Genomic DNA, 19608 nt, shown 5'->3' with positions numbered 1-19608 from the left:
TGAAAAAGAGGGAAATGACATGTTATCAACTACACCATTAAAACAAATTATGCAGGAGCGAAAATCAGTTCGTAAATACAATGCTAATACTAAAATTTCTCGTGAAACAATAGTGCAACTGTTGCAAGATGCTACTTCAGCGCCTTCTTCAAGTAACATGCAACCATGGCGATTTATTGTCATTGATGATAGGGAAATTCAAAAGAATATTAATTTCTTTTCGTTTAATCAAGAGCAAATCGAAACAGCCTCTGCTATTATTGCTGTCATTGGTGATACTGAAATGTATTTAAATGCAAAGGAAATCTATGCAAAAAATGTGGAATTAGGCTATATGCCAGAAGAAATTGCCAATAAGCTTGCTCAAGACGCATTAACAATGTATGGCTCAGCTTCGGCAAAAACATTAGAAAATATCGTACACTTTGATGCTGGCTTAGTTTCTATGCAAATAATGCTATTGGCGAAAGAAATGGGTTATGATACAGTTCCAATGGGTGGGTTTGATAAAGCTAAATTTGCTGAGTACATGGAATTACCTGCGAATGAAGTACCTATACTATTATTAGCAATTGGTGAAGCAGCTGCACCAGCTTATGGCTCTTCACGTCTTTCAATTGATCACATTGTAAGGTTCAATAAATAATGTTAGAGAACGACTCACATTAAAAAATAGCCAAAACAAAGGCTTCATAATATGATTTGACTTTAAAAGGGGAGGGTGAAAGCTCTCCTTTTAGCGTGCTTGAAAGTAATACTTGTTTCTTTTCCATTTAGCAACCTCTTTATAATCAATTTTTTCGATCTATTTTATCGAAATAATCATCTTTATCGATTTGTAAAATCATAATAAGATATAAGCATTCGGAAACAATAGTAGGGAATTTTAAGGAAGAGGGGATAATCAATATGTCAATAGCAGTTATTTACGGTGGAAATCGTCCGAATGGGAATGTAGAGACACTGACAAAATTAATCACGCAAGGCTTAAATGTTGAAGAAGTTTATCTAAAGGATTATGTCATTCAACCAATAATAGATAAGCGGCATGCAGAGGGGGGATTTTCCGAAGTAAACGATGATTATAACACCATCATAGATCGTATACTCCCGCATGATATTCTTGTTTTTTCGACCCCTATTTATTGGTATAGCATGACAGGGGCGATGAAAAACTTTATTGATCGGTGGTCCCAAACTTTAAGGGACCCAAATTATCCCAATTTCAAAGCGATGATGTCTTCTAAAAAAGCCTATGTAATTGCAGTTGGTGGAGATCAACCTTATATGAAAGGTTTACCAATGATTCAGCAGTTTCAACATATCTTTGACTTTATTGGCACAACCTTTGAAGGGTATATTTTAGGAGAAGGAAACAAACCAGGAGATATCCTTCAAGATTTAACAGCGTTGTCTGCAGCTGAATGTCTTCGAAAAGAATTACAATAGCATTTTGTTTCTGATGTATGTTAGCTACTAAAAAAGATCATTTATGCTCTTATGTTAAAGACATATAAAGAATAGAACAAAATTTTCTCCCGCGATTTAAAAACGGATTTGGACGATATGTAGCTTCCAAATCCGTTTCTTTTTATTTGATTAAAGGTTCTTTTGTTGTCGCTCGGTTTGGCAAAATCGATTACCATGTTTTTTAAAATTCTCTCGAGCATCAGAAAGTCATAACGTCGTGACGTAAATCATAGATAGGTTCAATGTTAAATCCTTGGCTATATAAATTGTCGTGTGGTACACCTGCTAACATGATATCTGTTCATTATTCGACATTGCTTTGTTGTCCAGAATTTGCGATGAATCATGAGACGCAACTTCTTTCTTTCAACTACTAACTAGTGTAAACTGAATTTTACTATCGATTTTTATGAATGTTTCGGTAAAATCTATCGGAAAATCCGAATGAAGGGGATTAAGTGAATGGATATGAAGCAGCTCCAAACGTTTTTAACGGCATCTGAAACATTAAGCTTTACCCAGACAGCACAGCGTCTCGACTATGCCCAGTCCAGTATTACAGCCCAAATTAAAACATTAGAACAAGAATTGGGTGTTATTCTTTTTGAGCGGCTAGGAAAACGCATTGTCCTGACAGAGGAGGGGAAACATCTCCAACAGTATGCAAAAAAAATGCTAGAGCTAGATCATGATATGAAAAAAGCGATGTCCAATGAACAGGCGCAAGTTGTCTTAAAAGTGGGGGCACAGGAGAGCCAATGTGTCTATCGACTGCCAACTATTTTACAACAATTTCAACAGGCGCACCCGCATGTGAAAATCATTTTTAAGCCAGTGCATACGACAGACATTGCGAAGGAATTATTACAAGAAGGCAAACTCGACGTTGCATTTATAACAGATACATATCAGGAAACCGCCATGCTACAGCGAGAACGATTGATTCAAGAACAGCTTGTTTTTGTCAGTGCCTCTAAAGAAATCAGGCAGCCTTTATCTGCTCAACAACTATCAATTGAAACTATGCTGTTAACAGAAACGGGTTGCTCTTATCGGAACCATTTAGAAGCACAGCTACAGCAAGAAGGTGTCTTGCCTTCACAAATGATTGAGTTTGCCAGTATTGAGGCGATAAAGCAATGTGTGATGGCAGGCTTAGGTATCACGTTTTTGCCTAAAATGGTTGTAGAAAAAGAGTTGGAAAGTGGAAATTTAGTGGAGCTACCGTCCTCAATCGACCTAGCGCCCATTTATACAGATATTGCATGGCATAAAGATAAGCATATGCATGCCTATTTACAGGATTTTATTGCTATAGCCAAGCTTAGCTATGAAGCATTTGGCAATGAAAAAAGAGCCTGAATGAATCAGACTCTGTTGCAAGCTATTGCTTCTTTAATGTACCAGAGAAATTAGTGCTTTCATTACGCTCTGCACGGCAATCAATCTCGGACACTTTCAGGGCGTTATTAGATAAACGCTCTACCTCGACGACACAACGATTGCCATTAGAGGATTTATTCATGATGGCTTTTGTACTGCTTGTGATTGTGGCGGTACCATTGACACTACCTGAAGCGGTGCCATCATTCGCCGTTAAAGCAAGAGAAAAGCTGTTGTTTGTGGCATTGGAAATGATGGCATCGCGGCGATTAAAATCATTTGTTCCTTTTCCCCATTTATAATAATACGTATAAACGCCTTCCCAGGCACTCTTACTAGGGGTATTTTGCTGTAATGATTTATCGAGCTGGTTTTGAGCATTTTTCGCTCTTGTACTTAAAGATACATTGTTGGCATTATCATGAATGGACTGTGCGTCCGCTGAAATTTCATAAAAATTTCGTTCATCCATGCGATAGAGCATCGTGACAACTTGTGCACGTGTCATATTGTTCATTACGCCATAAAACTTCTGTAAATTTCGATCTTCATACTGTGGATTTTGCCCTGAAGAAATATAGGTATCAAGTAAAAATTGAATAGATTGATCTAACCCTTTCTTCCCGCTAGCTAAATGAGCAATTGCTTGTGCCACGACACCGCGCTTCACAGTAGCCGCTCGAATTCGGTTATCAAAATAACCATTTAAAGGTACACCATAGCTAGCGAGTTGGTTATAAAATTCATCCGACCAGTTTGCCGTAGGGGTCTGTTTCTTTAACTCATCGATGGGTGATTCAAGCTCATAAAAATTAGCTAGCAATTTGGCCAACTGCTGTTCAGTAATCGTGGCATTTGGTTTAAATGTACCATCTGTAAAGCCGTTGACAATATCATACTCTTCTGCCCATACAATCGCTTCATAGGCATAATGATCCTCTGATACATCTCGAAAGCCAGAAGCTTGTACATTGCCTGCACTGGCAACAATCAGAATGGAAAATAATAAGGTACATACTAATTTTTTCATTCGTCGTTTTCATCCTTTCTTGCTCGCTTTAGTAATAGTTTGCAGGAAATGGATAAAAACTGCAAATTTTTCTAGCACAAAAAATAATCGCTGTCCCTTGTGGGGAAGCGATTATTTACGATGTAATTATTGGGCTGTGTAGCCACCATCTATAGTTAATGTGTTACCTGTCATAAAGGTTGAATCATCACAAGCCATGAATAAAACAGCTTTTGCCATTTCCTCTGGTTGTCCTAAGCGTTGCATAGGTGTTACTTGACGTAGTGGCTCCTTGCTTTCTTCTGGAATAATCGGTGTATCAATAAAACCCGGGCATAGGGCATTGACACGAATACCACGAGTAGCAAACTCCAATGCTAATGAACGCGTTAAATTAATAACGCCCCCTTTTGCTGCATTATAGGCGGCTGATCCTGGTGAGCCAACCCAACCATACATCGAAGCCGTATTAACGATTGTACCGCTATTCACTTTCAGCATTTCTTTAATGGCAGCCTGCGCCATTAAAAATACACCATCTAAATCTACATTGACAGTTTGACGCCATTCCGCATAAGGAAGCTCCTCAGTTGGTGTGACACGACCAATTCCAGCATTATTAAAAAGGACATCGATTTTGCCAAATGTCTCAATTGTTGTTTGATAAATAGCTGCTACTTCATTTTCGTCTGTTACATTTGCTTTGATAAATATAGCCTTTGCACCAGCTGCCTGTAATTCGGCAGCAAAGGCTTGGCCTTTTTCCTCGTTTAAGTCCACAAGTACTACTTTTGCGCCTTCTGCTACAAATAATTGAGCGGTTGCGGCACCAATACCAGAAGCACCACCTGTAATGATTGCGACTTTATCTTGTAATTTCCCCATATATGACACTCCCTTAAATTATAATTTTTTCTTGCACACTGCGTAAATGACGGTGTACTTTTATTGTAAAACGCTTGAAATTGGAAACAATCATTAATGTCGTAGCAAGTGTCTAACTAGTAGACATATTTGCCCGAAATGTCTAAAAGGGAGGAAGTAAAATTGCCAAAATGGACACAAAGACAGGAAAGAACCCGTCGTCATTTTTATGAGGCGTTTGTCGAATTAATTAAAAAGCATGGGTTTCAAGCCTTGACAGTGAAGGATATTGTGGAACGAGCTGGCTATAACCGTAGTACTTTTTATGTGCATTTTCAAGATAAATTTGAGTTAGCGGAAAATTTGCTCGAACAGATGTTGAATGGTCTGGAAGTCGCAGTAGGTGAACCTTATTTATATGGGGAAAAGGTGTATACGACGAAATTGAAAGCACCGTCCTTTAATATTATTCATTATATTTACAAGCATCGACTATTTTTCGAGCTGCTGAATGTTGAAGATACAATTCCTGGATTGCATACACGTATGCCCCTAACCATTACAAAAATATATCAAGAGCAATTTAAATTTGAAACGATCAATCAGCAGCCAGTCAATATGGACATGTTCAAGCATTATACTTCATACGGTTTTTATGGATTGATGATGCAATGGATTGCAAGTGGTTATGAAAAATCGGAAGAGGCTTTAATTAAGGATATTATCGAACTAACTAAAACTCATATTTATGCATTTGAATTTATAGGGAAGCCACTGGAAAAAGAAGAGTGAAAGGTTTGTATAATATATTTTGCATTTTTATAAAAAATCTCTAATGAAATAATTAGAGATTTTTTTGTTTGGGCGAAATTATATTTTCTTAATGAAAAAAATTTTTTAAAAGAAATTTTCATAAAAGGGTTGAATTATTTTTGCTTTAAGCATATATTTTTCCTAAGGGAAACAAAATATCTACAGAGAAAGAAGAGTGTGTGTATGAAAGATTTAGGTGATATCAAACTGACAATTTTTCCAATGGTCATTTTAATCCTTCTGGCAATACTATGGAAACTCACAGATTCTGTAGGGGCAGGCATAGTGTTAATACTTTTCTGGATGAGCTGGCGCCAGCTTATTAGGAAAATGAATATAAATTAAGCGATTGTATGAGAAAAATGGGTGATGTGAACGACAGCAGTTGCTAAAAGGCGGGCATGACAGGAAAGGTATGGCTTGTCCGCTAACTCGCTACTTCGTACATATTAGCTATTTTTCAAGCAATCACTAAAAAAGAGAAAGATGAGGTAAAAAAATGAAACAATGGTTAGGTGTAATGGTACTATCACTCTCCCTTCTATTATTCGGTTGTTCAACTGAAACAGAGGGAAAGAAAGAAGGCATTGTTGTCGCAACAACTGGACAAATAGCGGATGCAATCAAAGAAATTAGTGGCGATCATTTACAAGTATCAGCATTGATGGGCCCAGGGGTAGATCCCCATTTATACAAGGCGACACAAAGTGATTTATCGAAATTGGATAAAGCAGAAGTCATTTTTTACAATGGCTTACATTTAGAAGGCCAAATGCTCGATATTTTTGAACAAATGGCGAAGGACAAAACGGTTTTAGCAGTGGGCGAGACATTAGATGAAAAGCAGCTCCTTGCAAGTGACGATGATTCGATGCTACATGATCCGCATATATGGTTTGATATTGAGCTATGGAAAGGTGTTGTCAAAGCAATCAGTACACAACTTCAGGAAGAATACCCTGAATTTAAAGATGATTTTCAAACGAATGAAGCATCTTATCTAAAGAAGCTGGATGATTTACAAAGCTATGCTCAAAACCGTGTGAACGAAATACCACAACAGCAACGAATCTTAGTAACTGCTCATGATGCGTTCAATTATTTTGGTAGAAGCCAAGGGTTTGAAGTACGTGGTTTACAAGGGCTTAGTACAGATTCAGAGTATGGTGTTAAGGATGTTCAGGAAATGGTTGATTTTTTAGTAGAAAATAAGATTAAAGCTCTCTTTATAGAATCGAGTGTATCCGATAAAGCGATGAAGGCTGTTATTGAAGGGGCTAAAGAAAAAGGTCACGACATTGTCATCGGTGGGGAATTATTCTCAGATGCCATGGGTGCTGAAGGAACAACGGAAGGTACATATATTGGTATGTATCAACATAACATCGACACAATCGTCGATGCATTAAAGTAGGTGAATGGTATGGATGCATTAACAGTAGAAAATCTATCAGTAGCATATGATAAAAAAACAGTATTAGAGAATGCCTGTGTGACGGTACCTAAAGGTCATCTAGCGGCCATTATTGGTCCGAATGGTGCAGGGAAATCAACCTTTTTAAAGGCCATTTTAAATCAACTTCCTAATAAAGTAGGAAAGGTTGAAATTTTAGGGAAGGTGTTTGAGCCGAAAAGTTTAGTTGTTGGCTATGTCCCTCAGCGTAATGCTGTGGATTGGGATTTTCCTACAAATGCGCTGGATGTAGTGCTCATGGGGCGTTATGGCCATACGGGTTTATTTAAAAGACCATCCAAGCAAGATAAAATTGTTGCGCGACAAGCGTTAGCAAGCGTTGGGATGCTGGATTTTGCAGAGCGCTCCATCGGACAATTGTCAGGAGGTCAGCAGCAGCGTGTATTCCTAGCTAGAGCACTTGCTCAAAATGCAGATATTTATTTTTTAGATGAACCATTTGCAGGTGTAGATGCTGCGACTGAAAAAACCATTATTGATATTTTAAAAGATTTAAAGGCACAGGGAAAAAGTATTTTTGTCGTCCATCATGATCTTCAAACCGTCAAAGAATACTTTGATTATACGATTCTATTAAACAAAACGATTTTAGCATCAGGTGCAACAGAAGATGTTTTTACACCAGAACAATTACAAAAAACGTATGGTGGTAAACTATTCATGATGCAGCATGCGTAAGGAGGGACACAATGTTAAGTGGTAATTTATTGTGGGTACTTAGTGGAACAATGCTATTGGGCATTGCAGCTGGTATAACAGGCACCTTCTCCTTCTTGCAAAAACAAAGCTTAGTTGGTGACGCTGCGGCACATGCAGCATTACCAGGTATTGCGCTCGCATTCCTGCTAACAGGTCAAAAGGAATTGCCGGTTTTAATGCTAGGAGCGGGCATCACATCTGCATTATCTGTGTATTGTATACAATGGATTGTATCGTTTTCAAAAATGAAGGCTGACGCTGCCATTGGTTTAGTCCTCACTGTATTTTTTGGTGTTGGTGTAGTATTTTTAACAGTTGTCAACCGTAGTCCACTTGGTAATCAAAGCGGTCTGAATAATTTTATTTTTGGCAAGGCAGCGACGATGACCAAAGCGGATTTAATGTGGCTGTTTATTAGTGCAACCATTATTATAATGGTTAGCCTCTTACTCTATAAGGAATGGAAGCTACTCATCTTTGATCCTGTATATGCAAAAGGGATTGGCTTACCGATTGAGGCTTTAAAGGCAACCTTAACAGTTTTAATTGTGATGACAATTGTCACAGGTATACAAGCTGTCGGCGTCATATTAATGTCTGCTTTATTAATTATTCCTGCTGCAAGTGCCAAGCTATGGACACAAAAATTAAGCACGATGCTTATTTTGAGTGCCGCGATTGGCGGAATTGCTGGCATAACAGGAACTTTTATTAGTGCGATTCGAACAGGGTTATCGACTGGTCCGATTATCGTCTTAGTAGCAGCAGGAATATTCTTTATATCGTATTTTATTAGTCCTGCAGGTCAAATTAGTAAATATCGTAGAAAAATGCAATTTCGAAAGCAGGGTGATGTAGGATGATCGAATTTTGGGTTGTATTCACAGGATTATTAGTTGGTGTGACATGTGGGATTGCAGGTGTCTTCCTCATCTTGCGTAGAATGTCCATGATCGCAGATGCCATCAGTCATACGGTGCTCTTTGGTATTGTGATGGCCTATCTTGTTACCCAGACATTAAATGGCTTTTGGATGCTTGTAGGCGCTGCGTTTGCAGGAATTTTAACAGCCTACCTTGTGCAATTATTGCATTCTTCTGGCATTCAAGAAGATGCCGCAATAGGGGTGGTCTTTACCTCCTTGTTTGCGGCAGGTGTCCTTCTGATCACCTTATATGCCGGCAATGTCCATTTAGACGTTGAACATGTTCTAATGGGGGAAATTGCTTTTGTACCTTGGGATAAATGGACACTGCTTGGGCTAGCGATGCCTAAGGCCGTGTGGATGTTGTTACTCGTCCTAGTAATTAATATTGCCTTCTTGCTATTATTCTTTAAAGAAATGAAGCTTGCCACTTTTGATCCTGTGTATGCGGCTACTATTGGGATTCCTGTTGTATTTCTTCATTATGGCTTTATGACATCCATTTCGTTCACAACTGTTGCGGCATTTGATAGTGTAGGGGCCATTTTAGTAGTGGCCATGTTGATTGGACCAGCCGCCACTTCCTATTTAATTAGTAAGACGATTAAGCAAATGTTTGTCTATAGTATGCTCTTTGGTGCTGCTGCTTCTGTTATCGGCTATTATTTAGCGAAGTTTTGGGATACTTCTATAGCTGGTATGATGGCGACAACGGTAGGGTTAATATTTATTGTGACGTTCATCAGCCAAAAAATAATCGAACGTAGAAAAAAAGCACTTGTCCATAAGCTAGAAATGTCTTAACGAAAAACACCGTTTGATGCGCTCATCAAACGGTGTTTTTTCTTTATAGATGGAAGTTCAAACTTTTGGATGAGTATTTCAGTTAGGAAAAATAGTATACTCATTAAGAAATGCTAGAAAGAGAAGGCTTAGATTCTAACAAATTTTTCTATATTTTTATGTACGAATATTTAATAGTTTGTTACGATAAATTTTATTGAAGAAACAACAAGGAGAACAGCATGTGGAGAAATCGAAACGTATGGATTATTTTATTAGGTGAATTTGTCGTCGGACTTGGCCTATGGGCAGGCATTATTGGAAATCTAGCCTTTATGCAAGAGGTAGTACCTTCAGACTTTCACAAATCATTAATTATTTCCTGTGGTATTTTAGCAGGCTTGGTCGTCGGTCCAATGGCAGGACGCATCATTGACCAATCGAAGAAAAAAACGGTTGTCCAAATGGCAAGTATCGGACGAATCATTAGTGTTTTATTTATGTTTATCGCACTTTATACCAATTCGGTTATTTGGATGATTCTTTTTTTAATTACGTTGCAAATAGCCGCCGCGTTTTATATGCCTGCCTTGCAATCGATTATTCCAATGATTGCGAAGGAACAAGATTTAATTACGCTTAATGCTTGGCAAATGAATGCCAGAACCATTTCAAGAATTGTTGGCACAGCCGCAGCAGGGTTTATGTTAAGCTTCTTTGACTTAAAATGGCTATATATTATTTCATTTATTGTCTATGTGATCATGTTTGTTATTACAAGCTTACTGCAATTAGATGAAACGACAAATGCAACACTGACACACAAAGATAAAGGAAACTTTAAAGAAGTATGGCCTATGGTGAAGGAGCATCCGGTCGTCCTGATGACACTCGTCTTAATGTTAATTCCCACATTATTTTTAGGCTCTTTCAATTTAGTCATTATGAAAATTTCTGAAATCCATCAATCAACAACCATCTCAGGATTGCTATATACAGTCGAAGGCATTGGCTTTATGTTAGGTGCTGCAGGCTTAAAAATAATTGCTGAACGTGTACACATGGGTACACTGCTCTTTTCATTAGCCTTTATTATCGGCTCAATGGAGCTATTATTATTACTGGCGGAAATTCCTTTTTTTGCTTTAGTGGCATTTGGGGTCTTTGGCTTTTCAGTCGGCTGTTTTTTCCCGACAACGATGGTTATTTTCCAGAAACAAGTACCGAAACAGTTCCACGGACGTTTTTTCTCATTCCGTAATATGATTGATTCGGTCGTCTTCCAAGTCGTGCTCTTATCTACAGGGATGATGCTAGATTTAATCGGTTTAAGTGGCATGGGGCTTATTTTCGGGATTATTAGCTTAGGTTTAACAACTACTTTCTTACTCTATTCTAAAAAGAAGAAAGTGGTTATGCATGCGTATTAATTCAATGTAACCCATGCTCTACACCAATACCTATAGCGATATAAGGGTGGTGGCAGATGAAAGGAACTGTCTATGAAATGAGGACGGTTCCTTCTTTATTTTATAGATTCAATTAATCTTGATTGGTATGCATAGAATACCTTGAAGATGATGGCACTTTAAAAGGGATATTTACATAGAGAATACATTATATTTAGAGAAGGAAGGTTGAAAAATGGTTGTAAAAGATCAAGATTCAATAGAATCCTATATAGCGTCCCCAGAGAAACTAAAAACCTTATATAGGCGTGTGTTGGTCGTTGTCAGTCTATCTCAAATTTTTGGTGGGGCTGGGCTTGCAGCAGGTATTACAGTAGGTGCTCTGTTAGCCCAACAAATGCTAGGAACAGATGCTTATGCAGGTGTACCGTCTGCATTATTTACGTTAGGCTCTGCAGGAGCAGCTTTCATTGTAGGGAAACTGTCGCAGCGATATGGTCGTCGCACAGGCTTAGCAACAGGTTTTATAGTCGGTGGAATAGGGGCTGTAGGTGTCGTTTTGGCCGCTATAATGAATAGTGTGATCGTTTTGTTCGCTTCTCTATTAATCTATGGTGCTGGCACTGCGGCGAATTTACAGGCTCGCTATGCTGGGACGGATTTAGCCAATGATAAGCAACGTGCCACGGCGATTAGTACGACTATGCTGATGACAACGTTCGGTGCTGTTTTAGGTCCGAATTTAGTAGAAATGATGGGGAGAGTGGCGCTATCCATTGGTGTTCCAGCTCTTGCAGGTCCTTTTCTATTATCTGCGGTTGCCTTTATTGTCGCAGGGCTTGTGTTATTTATTATGTTGCGTCCTGATCCTTTAGAAATAGCTAAGGCCATTGAGGCACATCAGCAAAAAATGAACAAAGATAATAAAGCACCATCCTTGCATACAGCTGGCAATAAAAGAGGGCTAGCAGTAGGGGCAACGGTGATGATTCTGACACAGATTGTCATGGTCGCAATCATGACGATGACACCAGTACATATGAAACATCATGGACATGGATTATCGGAAGTAGGCATTGTTATTGGATTTCATGTAGGGGCTATGTATCTGCCATCGCTTGTAACAGGTATTCTTGTTGATAAAGTTGGACGAACAGCCATGAGTATCGCCGCCGGTGTTACCTTGCTACTAGCGGGTTTATTAGCGGCATTCGCTCCAAGCGATTCGATGGTTTTATTAATAGTAGCACTTTCTTTACTGGGGTTAGGCTGGAACTTCGGTTTAATTAGTGGTACCGCACAAATTGTTGATGCGACCGAGCCGTCTACACGTGCAAAAACACAAGGGAAAATGGATGTTTTAGTTGCACTAGCGGGGGCATCTGGTGGTGCACTATCAGGAATGGTCGTAGCGAATGCTAGTTATGCGGCATTGTCCTTAGCAGGAGGGCTATTGTCTTTACTGCTCATTCCCGTAGTGATTTGGTCTAAAAGAGCTTGAGCATAGTATATACTACATTGGTTACGAAACAATCTTGTTTGGGGATAGTTTCAAAGTTTAAAGAGTTGCTTCAAAGAAAAGTGAACCTTTTCCTATAGTTATTTTCTTTCTCGATAAATAGTATTTTAATAAGAAAAAATGGCTGCTAATGGTGAAAAAGCAGACGAAAGCTGTACCTCTCATTTTTCAAAGTAAAAATCTAACAAGACAAATAAAAACACCTTTCGTTGATAAACTTATCAAATCAACGTGAAGGTGTTTTTCTATGGGGACAAAAGTTTTTATCCAGTGTGAAAATGGAAGAAGTTGAAATGTGAATAGCGTGAACTCTATAAAATAAGCGGGAAAATTAGAATTTCTAAGTTTATCTATTCATACAAAATATAGTTTTTTAGTAAAAAATATGTCAATATTGATCCCTAAATCCACTCATTATTAGAAAAATGTAACAAATATAGACTTATTTAGTTTGTTTTAGTGGTTTTTCAAAAAAATAAACGACATAAAAATCTATTTTCATCATTAAATAGCCTAATTATGTTGTTTTTTGCCAAAATATGTGTCTTTCTCTAAAATTTATGTTATTAGGGATGTCTATTCTTATTAAGAACTTTCCTAATATCAATAGTAGATTAGAGGTGTACAAATGTAGAACAAATTGTAATAAAAATATTGTGGCAATCTATGTAGGGAGGTACAAACAATGAAAAAGAAAATAATTACAGGGTTGATAATAACATCGATTGTTGCTACTGGAGTGAGTCCTATCCATTCTTTTGCAACGCCTATAGTGCAAGTAGAAATGCAAGAAGAGAACGTGGCTCTGTCCTCATCATTAAGAAAATTAGGTGCACAATCAAAATTGATTCAAATGTATATAGACAAAGCTTTGATGAACCCTAATGTACAGTTAGAGGAAGTACCAGCTTTAAATACAGAGCAATTTCTAATAAAACAAGATATGAAAGAGTGGGCAGTGGAACTTTATCCAAAGTTAATTTTACTCAATTCAAAAAGTAAAGGCTTTGTAACAAAATTTCAGGCCTATTATCCTACATTAAAAGAATTTGTAGACACTAAGGAAAATAAGGAAGGCTTTTTGGATAGATTGGAAGTTCTTCAAGAAATGGTTCTGACAAACGAAGAAAGTGTTCAATACCAAATGAATGAGCTAACAGATCTTAAATTACAGCTTGATAAAAAACTAAAAAATCTCGATACTGATGTGATAAAAGCGCAGGAGGTACTAAGCGCAGAGGGAACAGGGAAAATAGACAAGCTAAAGGCTGAATTACTAAATACAAAAAAATCAATTCACAATGATTTACAGCAAATCGCATTGATACCAGGAGCTTTAAATGAACAGGGACTCAATATTTTCCAAGAGATTTATAGTCTTTCGAAAGATATCATTGAACCAGCAGCTCAAATAGCGGTGGCAGCCTATAACAAAGGTAAGGAAATTAACAACGCTATTCTAGAAGCAGAGAAAAAAGCAGAGCAAGAAGCAAAAGAACAGGGGAAATCTATTCTAGAGATTGAAGCAGCTAAAAAAGAGGCTCGTGAAAAAATTGAGAAAGATAAACAAGCTGAAATTGCTGCAGCCGCTGCTACAAAATCAAAAGAGTATGACCTTATGAAAACAATTGACCCAGAAAAAATCAAAAAAACATATAATACCTTCGCTGAAGTTAACAAACTAATGGCTGAACAAAGAGCATATTTAGATGATTTAGAGATCCAAAATCAAAAACTATATGATTTAACAAAGAAACTAACAATAGCAGATTTACAACAATCCATGCTTCTTCTTATGCAGCATGATTTGCATACATTTGCTAGTCAAGTAGATGTAGAAATTGACCTATTGAAACGCTATAAAGCAGATTTGAAGCTAATAAAAAATAATATAACAAAATTATCAACTGATGCGGCAAATCAACTGTCTCAACAAGATACATTAAGAAGATTAAAAAATATAATCAATCAACTTGAGGAACAGGTTAATAAATTTTGATGCTTAAAATTTGTAAAAACCTATCGAAAAGTAGGGAGGAAAAAATATGAAGAAATTTTCGTATAAGGTGTTAACCTTGGCTGCATTGACAACGCTTTTAACTGCTAATAATAGTACATCTATTCATGCGTTTGCACAAGAATGGAGCGCTCAAAAAGAGGTCGTTCAAAAACAGGATAATTATGAATTAGGACCTGAGGGACTGAAGAAGGCGTTAGCGGAAACGGGATCTCATATTCTTGTAATGGATTTGTACGCAAAAACAATGATTAAGCAACCGAATGTAAATCTCTCCAATATTGATCTAGGGTCAGAAGGGGGAGAATTAATCAAAAATATTCACCTTAATCAGGATCTGTCTCGAATCAATGCAAATTATTGGTTAGATACAGCGAAGCCAAAAATTCAAAAGACAGCACGTAATATCGTGAATTACGATGAACAATTTAATAATTATTACGACACATTAATAGACATTGTCCAAAAAAAAGATAGGGAGGGGCTAAAAGAAGGCATTGGTGATCTAATCAGTTCAATTCATACAAATTCAAAAGAAGTGACAGAAGTAATTAACATATTAGAAAATTTCAAAACGAAACTCTATACAAATTCAATTGATTTTAAAAATAATGTCGGTGGTCCAGATGGGAAGGGTGGATTAACAGCCTTATTAGCTGGAAAAGAAGCATTGATTCCACAACTTCATGCTGAAATTCAGCAGCTATCTTCCACTCAGAAAGACCATTTTAACAATGTATTGGCATGGTCAATTGGAGGAGGATTGGGAGCAGCTATTTTAGTTATTGGGACGATTGCAGGAGGGGTAGTAATTGTTGTGACTGGTGGAACAGCAACGCCGGTTGTTGTTGGTGGCCTTACAGCACTCGGTGCAGCTGGTATTGGTTTAGGGACAGCATCCGGTATTATGGCATCTAATCATATGAATGCCTATAACGAAATTTCCCATAAAATAGGGGAATTAAGCACGAAAGCTGATCTTGCTAACCAAGCCGTTATTGCACTTAATAACACAAAAGACACGTTGACATATTTGTATCAAACAGTGGATCAAGCAATCATGTCTCTAACAAACATCCAAAAGCAATGGAATACAATGGGGGCAAATTATAAAGACTTATATGATAATATCGATCAAATGCAAGATCATAAGCTCTCTTTAATACCTGATGATTTAAAAGCAGCTAAACAAAGTTGGAATGATATTCATAAAGATGCGGAATTTATTGCAAAAGACATTGCTTTTACACAAGACTAATGCACAAAAACTTAAAAAGTATATAGGGAGGAATATAAAATGAATAATAAGTTTCTTTACAATCTACTTGCTGTATCAGCCGCTTTAACCCTGACATCCACTTCTATAGTATCACCAGTAACCGCTTATGCAACTACAAGCAAAATGGAGCAAACGAACTATGATGATACGTCTCTTTCAGCAAATGAAGTCAAAATGAGAGAAACCTTGCAAAAGGCTGGGCTTTTCGCAAAATCTATGAATGCTTATTCGTATATGTTGATCAAAAATCCAGATGTGAACTTTGAAGGAATAAATATTAATGGATACGAGGATTTACCAGGTAAAATTGTACAAGACCAAAAGGATGCAAGAGCACACGCCCTTACATGGGATACGAAAGTAAAAAAACAGCTGATTGATACATTGACGGGGATTATTGAATACGATACTAAATTTGAAAATTATTATGACGTTATTGTATATGCAATAAATGCAAATGATGGAGAAACATTAATAGAAGGAATTACAGATTTACGAGAAGAAATTCAAGAAAATCAAAAATGTGCACAACAATTAATAGAAGCGTTAACGGAATTAAGAGACAATATTGGAAAAGATGTCAGAGCATTTGGAAGTAACAAAGAGCTCTTACAGTCAATTTTAAAAAACCAAGGGGCAGCAGTTGAGGATGATCAAAAACGCTTAAATGAAGTTTTAGAATCAGTAAACTATTATAAAAAATTAGAATCTGATGGAATAATAACAATAGCGGTGCCTACTATTCCTACACTAATTGCCGGCGGTATTATGTTGGGGATTGCAAAAGAGAATTTAAGTCAATTAGAACCGTTATTAAAACAATTACAACAGACAGTTGATTATAAATTAACATTAAATCGCGTAGTTGGAGTTGCGCATAATAGTATTAGTGAGATGTATAATGCACTTGATGATGCGATTAATGCTCTCACTTTTATGTCTGCACAATGGAATGACTTAGATTCTCAATATACAGGAGTACTCAGACATATTGAGAATGCAGCTGACAAGGCCGAACAAAATAAATTTAAATTTTTACTTCCTAACTTGAATGCAGCTAAAGACAGCTGGAAAACATTAAAAATAGATGCAGTCACATTAAAAGAGGGAATAAAAGAATTAAATCTAGAATCTTCAAAGTAGATTACTTTACTTTTTGCTATGGATAATTGGTATGAATTTCTATTGCATCGTTTTTTATGATATAAAAAACGATGCAATGCACCTGTTAATTTCATCTAATAAGACTTGTATTTTAAAAGAAGTAGATTGGGAAAAACGTTTTTTGAAGCTACTCTTTATAGCTTGTTTATCCATTTTTTAAAAACATTGGATATTGGAGTATAATAGAATGCTTTTGTTAGATCTGACATACTCACCTCAACTAAAATTGGATAAATGGTAGTTTTTAGTGAGTGAAAGAGAAGGAGATAGTATTTATGGTGATATTAAAAAGTAAGAAAGTAATCGCAAGTATATGTTTTTTCTTTACAATGCTTTTTTCTTTAGGTGGTGTCCACTTAACTTCTCTGGCAGCTTCCGAACAAAATAATCTAAATTTATCAGAGTGGATGAGAGAAATACCTAACTCTTGCGCATTAGCAGAAATTTCTATTCCAGGAACCCATGATAGTGGTACATTCAGACTGGAGGATCCTATAAAATCCGTATGGGCAAAAACGCAAGAAAATGACTTTCGCTTTCAAATGGATCAAGGTGTCAGATTTTTTGACATCAGAGGACGTGTAACGGATGATAATACAATTGTTCTACATCATGGACCTGTTTATCTTTATGTAACACTCCAGCAATTTATTAATGAAGCCAAAGAATTTTTAAAAAGTCATCCAAGTGAAACCATTATAATGTCTCTAAAAGAAGAGTATGAATCCATGCCAGGAGCAAAAGAGTCATTTGCTAGAACCTTTGAAAATAAGTATTTTGGAGATTCTATTTTCTTGAAGACAGAAGGGAATATAACTTTAGGGGATTCTCGTGGAAAAATCGTACTCTTAAGAAGATATTCTGGTAGTACGATGACTGGTGGATATAAAAATTTTGCGTGGAAAGATAACGCAACATTTACTTCTATGACAAATGGTAATGTGAAAATAACGGTACAAGATAAATATAATGTGAACTATGAGGAAAAGAAAGCAGCAATTGATAGTATGCTAAAAGAGACAGCATTAAATAAAGATAACCCAAATCACATTCATATCAATTTCACAAGTTTGTCTTCGGGTGGTACGGCTTGGAGTAGTCCGTATTACTATGCTTCCTACTTGAACAGCATTACTGCGGCTAAAGTGAGATTAGAGCATCTAAAGAATCTTGAAACAAAAGCTGGGTGGATCATTATGGACTATATAGGTGATAGATGGAATCCGAAATTACATGAAGAGATAATACGTTCTAATTTTCGCAATCTACCAACTGATGAGCCACACTTATTTGAGCATATAGATGGAGAGGGAATAGATTTGACTTATCTTCCACATTCTCAATGGAATGATCAAGTGTCATCCATTTTATTAAAACCTTATACAGAAATAACTATCTATGAGCATAGTAATTTTACAGGGAATAGTGTAACGATAGCAAACACAACTGGTTCAGCACAATTATTCAATTTAACGTCTTATAACTTCAATGACAAAATGTCAGCCTATACGTGGAAACTAATTCGTTAAGATTATCATACGAACAGTATTTATAAGCGTATAATCTTAGACCTGCACTCTTACTAGCGTTGATGTCACGCTGTGCATGACAAAAAGGACAAGTTCATTATCCCTTATAAGGTGATTTCTCCACCTAGAAAATTAAGTGGCGTCATCTTTGAACAAAGATAAATGTTCCAGCTGTGATTTGGTTTAGAAGTGCAGCGTAGCACAATTGTATAGAAGCGCTTTTTAGATCTTACCCATATCTTTTTAGGGTAAGATCTTTTCAATCGGAACTATTTTGTGGGAGAAGCGTCACAATGTTAAATTGTAGGAAAGCGAAGAGTAGGTATAGAAGTGGAGTTAATCACAGATAAATTAATCATGATTGCTTTATTCATTTTAATCATTCATGCTATTGAAACACTTGCTTATGCCGTACGTTTATCAGGGGCACGTGTTAAATTACTAGCATCGGCTTTATCTCTTTTTAATGTGATGGTCATGGTGTCGAGGCTGGCGAATATGATGCAGCAACCATTTACAGGAAGTCTTGTTGATACAGCACCAGCCGATCAGGCTTTGATACATGTAGAAAACCAATTTCGACTGATTATTGGAGCGTCATCACTTGGAACATTACTAGGGATCTTACTAATCCCAACCTTCATAGCTATTTTTTCAAGGGCTATCGTCCATTTGGCAGAGGAAAGAGGCTCAATCCCCGCTTTATTGAAAAAGGGCTTTACGTTTGAATATGTAAGACGAGGTATGAAGCACATTCATAAACCTCATTTTACTTATTTAAAAGGTATTAGCTTACGGGATATACCAATGAAATTATTTGTTATCAATATTGTCATAACAGCGATTTATACCATTGGCGTTTTATCTGCTTTGTATGCCACTTTGTTAGTACCAGAACTAAAGACTACTGCGGTTATGGCATCTGGATTAATCAATGGCATAGCGACGATACTTTTGATTCTATTTATTGATCCTAAAATATCCATACTGGCCGATGATGTTATCAATAAGAGAGGAAGTTATCTTGAATTAAAAAAAGCTTCCGTTATGATGATGTTCTCTAGATTTTTAGGAACGATTGTGGCACAGCTATTATTGATTCCTGGCGCCCATTATGTAGCGTGGTTTGCACAGCTGATTGCTTGAATAGAATCCTCTTCCTTTATCGTTTTTTCGTATAGAGGAAGGGGGTTTTTTATTTTTGGGACGTCAGCTATTGATAACAGTGTGTGGTAAAAGGGAAGTGAAGCAGATATATAGTATAATGTATG

General features: G+C 36.9%; 16 protein-coding genes and 1 pseudogene. 15 read left to right on the top strand and 2 right to left on the bottom strand.

Annotated features, from left to right (window positions below):
• Window positions 1-19: 19 nt before the first annotated feature.
• From AC6BKE_RS20985 to AC6BKE_RS20975, 3 genes are all read left to right on the top strand, one after another.
• Window positions 20-646, top strand: coding sequence for a nitroreductase family protein (locus tag AC6BKE_RS20985; RefSeq protein WP_340809157.1), 627 nt, complete (start codon window positions 20-22; stop codon window positions 644-646).
• 263 nt (window positions 647-909) lie between these two features.
• Window positions 910-1449 (top strand): flavodoxin family protein, encoded by a 540-nt coding sequence (locus tag AC6BKE_RS20980; RefSeq protein ID WP_036126962.1) that lies wholly within the window; start codon window positions 910-912, stop codon window positions 1447-1449.
• A gap of 483 nt (window positions 1450-1932) precedes the next feature.
• Complete coding sequence (locus AC6BKE_RS20975; protein WP_036126960.1) at window positions 1933-2832, top strand: LysR family transcriptional regulator; 900 nt, start codon at window positions 1933-1935, stop codon at window positions 2830-2832.
• Window positions 2833-2854: 22 nt separating this feature from the next.
• Here AC6BKE_RS20975 and AC6BKE_RS20970 read toward each other — a convergent pair whose 3' ends face one another.
• Entirely contained in the window at window positions 2855-3883 is a 1029-nt protein-coding gene (locus AC6BKE_RS20970) for an S-layer homology domain-containing protein (RefSeq protein ID WP_036126958.1), read from the bottom strand.
• Between the two features lie 126 nt (window positions 3884-4009).
• Window positions 4010-4747: an SDR family NAD(P)-dependent oxidoreductase gene (locus tag AC6BKE_RS20965; RefSeq protein ID WP_036126957.1), complete on the bottom strand. Its 738-nt coding sequence runs from the start codon at window positions 4745-4747 to the stop codon at window positions 4010-4012.
• 162 nt (window positions 4748-4909) lie between these two features.
• Between AC6BKE_RS20965 and AC6BKE_RS20960 the strand changes: the two genes are divergently transcribed.
• From AC6BKE_RS20960 to AC6BKE_RS20905, 12 genes and pseudogenes are all read left to right on the top strand, one after another.
• Complete coding sequence (locus tag AC6BKE_RS20960; protein ID WP_036126955.1) at window positions 4910-5518, top strand: TetR/AcrR family transcriptional regulator; 609 nt, start codon at window positions 4910-4912, stop codon at window positions 5516-5518.
• Between the two features lie 520 nt (window positions 5519-6038).
• A complete protein-coding gene (locus AC6BKE_RS20955) occupies window positions 6039-6953 on the top strand; it encodes a metal ABC transporter solute-binding protein, Zn/Mn family (RefSeq protein WP_036126954.1) in 915 nt (304 codons plus the stop codon).
• 9 nt (window positions 6954-6962) lie between these two features.
• Window positions 6963-7691, top strand: a complete 729-nt coding sequence (locus AC6BKE_RS20950) for a metal ABC transporter ATP-binding protein (RefSeq protein WP_036126951.1) — start codon at window positions 6963-6965, stop codon at window positions 7689-7691.
• Between the two features lie 11 nt (window positions 7692-7702).
• Entirely contained in the window at window positions 7703-8575 is an 873-nt protein-coding gene (locus tag AC6BKE_RS20945) for a metal ABC transporter permease (protein WP_036126949.1), read from the top strand.
• Entirely contained in the window at window positions 8572-9441 is an 870-nt protein-coding gene (locus tag AC6BKE_RS20940; RefSeq protein WP_089932599.1) for a metal ABC transporter permease, read from the top strand. Before AC6BKE_RS20945 ends, AC6BKE_RS20940 begins: the two co-directional genes overlap by 4 nt.
• Before the next feature lie 221 nt (window positions 9442-9662).
• Window positions 9663-10850, top strand: coding sequence for an MFS transporter (locus AC6BKE_RS20935; protein ID WP_036126945.1), 1188 nt, complete (start codon window positions 9663-9665; stop codon window positions 10848-10850).
• 214 nt (window positions 10851-11064) lie between these two features.
• Window positions 11065-12330, top strand: a complete 1266-nt coding sequence (locus AC6BKE_RS20930; RefSeq protein ID WP_499857924.1) for an MFS transporter — start codon at window positions 11065-11067, stop codon at window positions 12328-12330.
• A 703-nt stretch (window positions 12331-13033) separates the two neighbouring features.
• A complete protein-coding gene (gene hblC / locus AC6BKE_RS20925) occupies window positions 13034-14347 on the top strand; it encodes a hemolysin BL lytic component L2 (RefSeq protein WP_271910144.1) in 1314 nt (437 codons plus the stop codon).
• A 46-nt stretch (window positions 14348-14393) separates the two neighbouring features.
• A complete protein-coding gene (gene hblD, locus AC6BKE_RS20920) occupies window positions 14394-15623 on the top strand; it encodes a hemolysin BL lytic component L1 (RefSeq protein ID WP_271910143.1) in 1230 nt (409 codons plus the stop codon).
• A 39-nt stretch (window positions 15624-15662) separates the two neighbouring features.
• Entirely contained in the window at window positions 15663-16787 is a 1125-nt protein-coding gene (locus AC6BKE_RS20915; protein WP_499857922.1) for a ClyA family alpha-helical pore-forming toxin, read from the top strand.
• A gap of 296 nt (window positions 16788-17083) precedes the next feature.
• Window positions 17084-18064: pseudogene (locus AC6BKE_RS20910) on the top strand (phosphatidylinositol-specific phospholipase C domain-containing protein); the annotation flags it as partial.
• A 630-nt stretch (window positions 18065-18694) separates the two neighbouring features.
• Entirely contained in the window at window positions 18695-19483 is a 789-nt protein-coding gene (locus AC6BKE_RS20905) for a lipid II flippase Amj family protein (RefSeq protein ID WP_499858333.1), read from the top strand.
• Window positions 19484-19608: the final 125 nt, after the last annotated feature.

The sequence above is a fragment of the Lysinibacillus sp. COL-1 genome (assembly GCF_059814265.1).
The sequence above is the reverse complement of the archived record's forward strand: the minus strand, read 5'-3'. Positions and strand labels throughout refer to the sequence as shown.

What these genes read in the sequence shown, in the direction of transcription:
- hblC (WP_271910144.1), top strand. Translation starts at nt 13,034, where the DNA reads ATGAAAAAGAAAATAATTACAGGGTTGATAATAACATCGATTGTTGCT.
- AC6BKE_RS20965 (WP_036126957.1), bottom strand. Translation starts at nt 4,747, where the DNA reads ATGGGGAAATTACAAGATAAAGTCGCAATCATTACAGGTGGTGCTTCT.
- hblD (WP_271910143.1), top strand. Translation starts at nt 14,394, where the DNA reads ATGAAGAAATTTTCGTATAAGGTGTTAACCTTGGCTGCATTGACAACG.
- AC6BKE_RS20975 (WP_036126960.1), top strand. Translation starts at nt 1,933, where the DNA reads ATGGATATGAAGCAGCTCCAAACGTTTTTAACGGCATCTGAAACATTA.
- AC6BKE_RS20940 (WP_089932599.1), top strand. Translation starts at nt 8,572, where the DNA reads ATGATCGAATTTTGGGTTGTATTCACAGGATTATTAGTTGGTGTGACA.
- AC6BKE_RS20985 (WP_340809157.1), top strand. Translation starts at nt 20, where the DNA reads ATGTTATCAACTACACCATTAAAACAAATTATGCAGGAGCGAAAATCA.
- AC6BKE_RS20935 (WP_036126945.1), top strand. Translation starts at nt 9,663, where the DNA reads ATGTGGAGAAATCGAAACGTATGGATTATTTTATTAGGTGAATTTGTC.
- AC6BKE_RS20955 (WP_036126954.1), top strand. Translation starts at nt 6,039, where the DNA reads ATGAAACAATGGTTAGGTGTAATGGTACTATCACTCTCCCTTCTATTA.
- AC6BKE_RS20980 (WP_036126962.1), top strand. Translation starts at nt 910, where the DNA reads ATGTCAATAGCAGTTATTTACGGTGGAAATCGTCCGAATGGGAATGTA.
- AC6BKE_RS20970 (WP_036126958.1), bottom strand. Translation starts at nt 3,883, where the DNA reads ATGAAAAAATTAGTATGTACCTTATTATTTTCCATTCTGATTGTTGCC.
- AC6BKE_RS20905 (WP_499858333.1), top strand. Translation starts at nt 18,695, where the DNA reads ATGATTGCTTTATTCATTTTAATCATTCATGCTATTGAAACACTTGCT.
- AC6BKE_RS20930 (WP_499857924.1), top strand. Translation starts at nt 11,065, where the DNA reads ATGGTTGTAAAAGATCAAGATTCAATAGAATCCTATATAGCGTCCCCA.
- AC6BKE_RS20950 (WP_036126951.1), top strand. Translation starts at nt 6,963, where the DNA reads ATGGATGCATTAACAGTAGAAAATCTATCAGTAGCATATGATAAAAAA.
- AC6BKE_RS20915 (WP_499857922.1), top strand. Translation starts at nt 15,663, where the DNA reads ATGAATAATAAGTTTCTTTACAATCTACTTGCTGTATCAGCCGCTTTA.
- AC6BKE_RS20945 (WP_036126949.1), top strand. Translation starts at nt 7,703, where the DNA reads ATGTTAAGTGGTAATTTATTGTGGGTACTTAGTGGAACAATGCTATTG.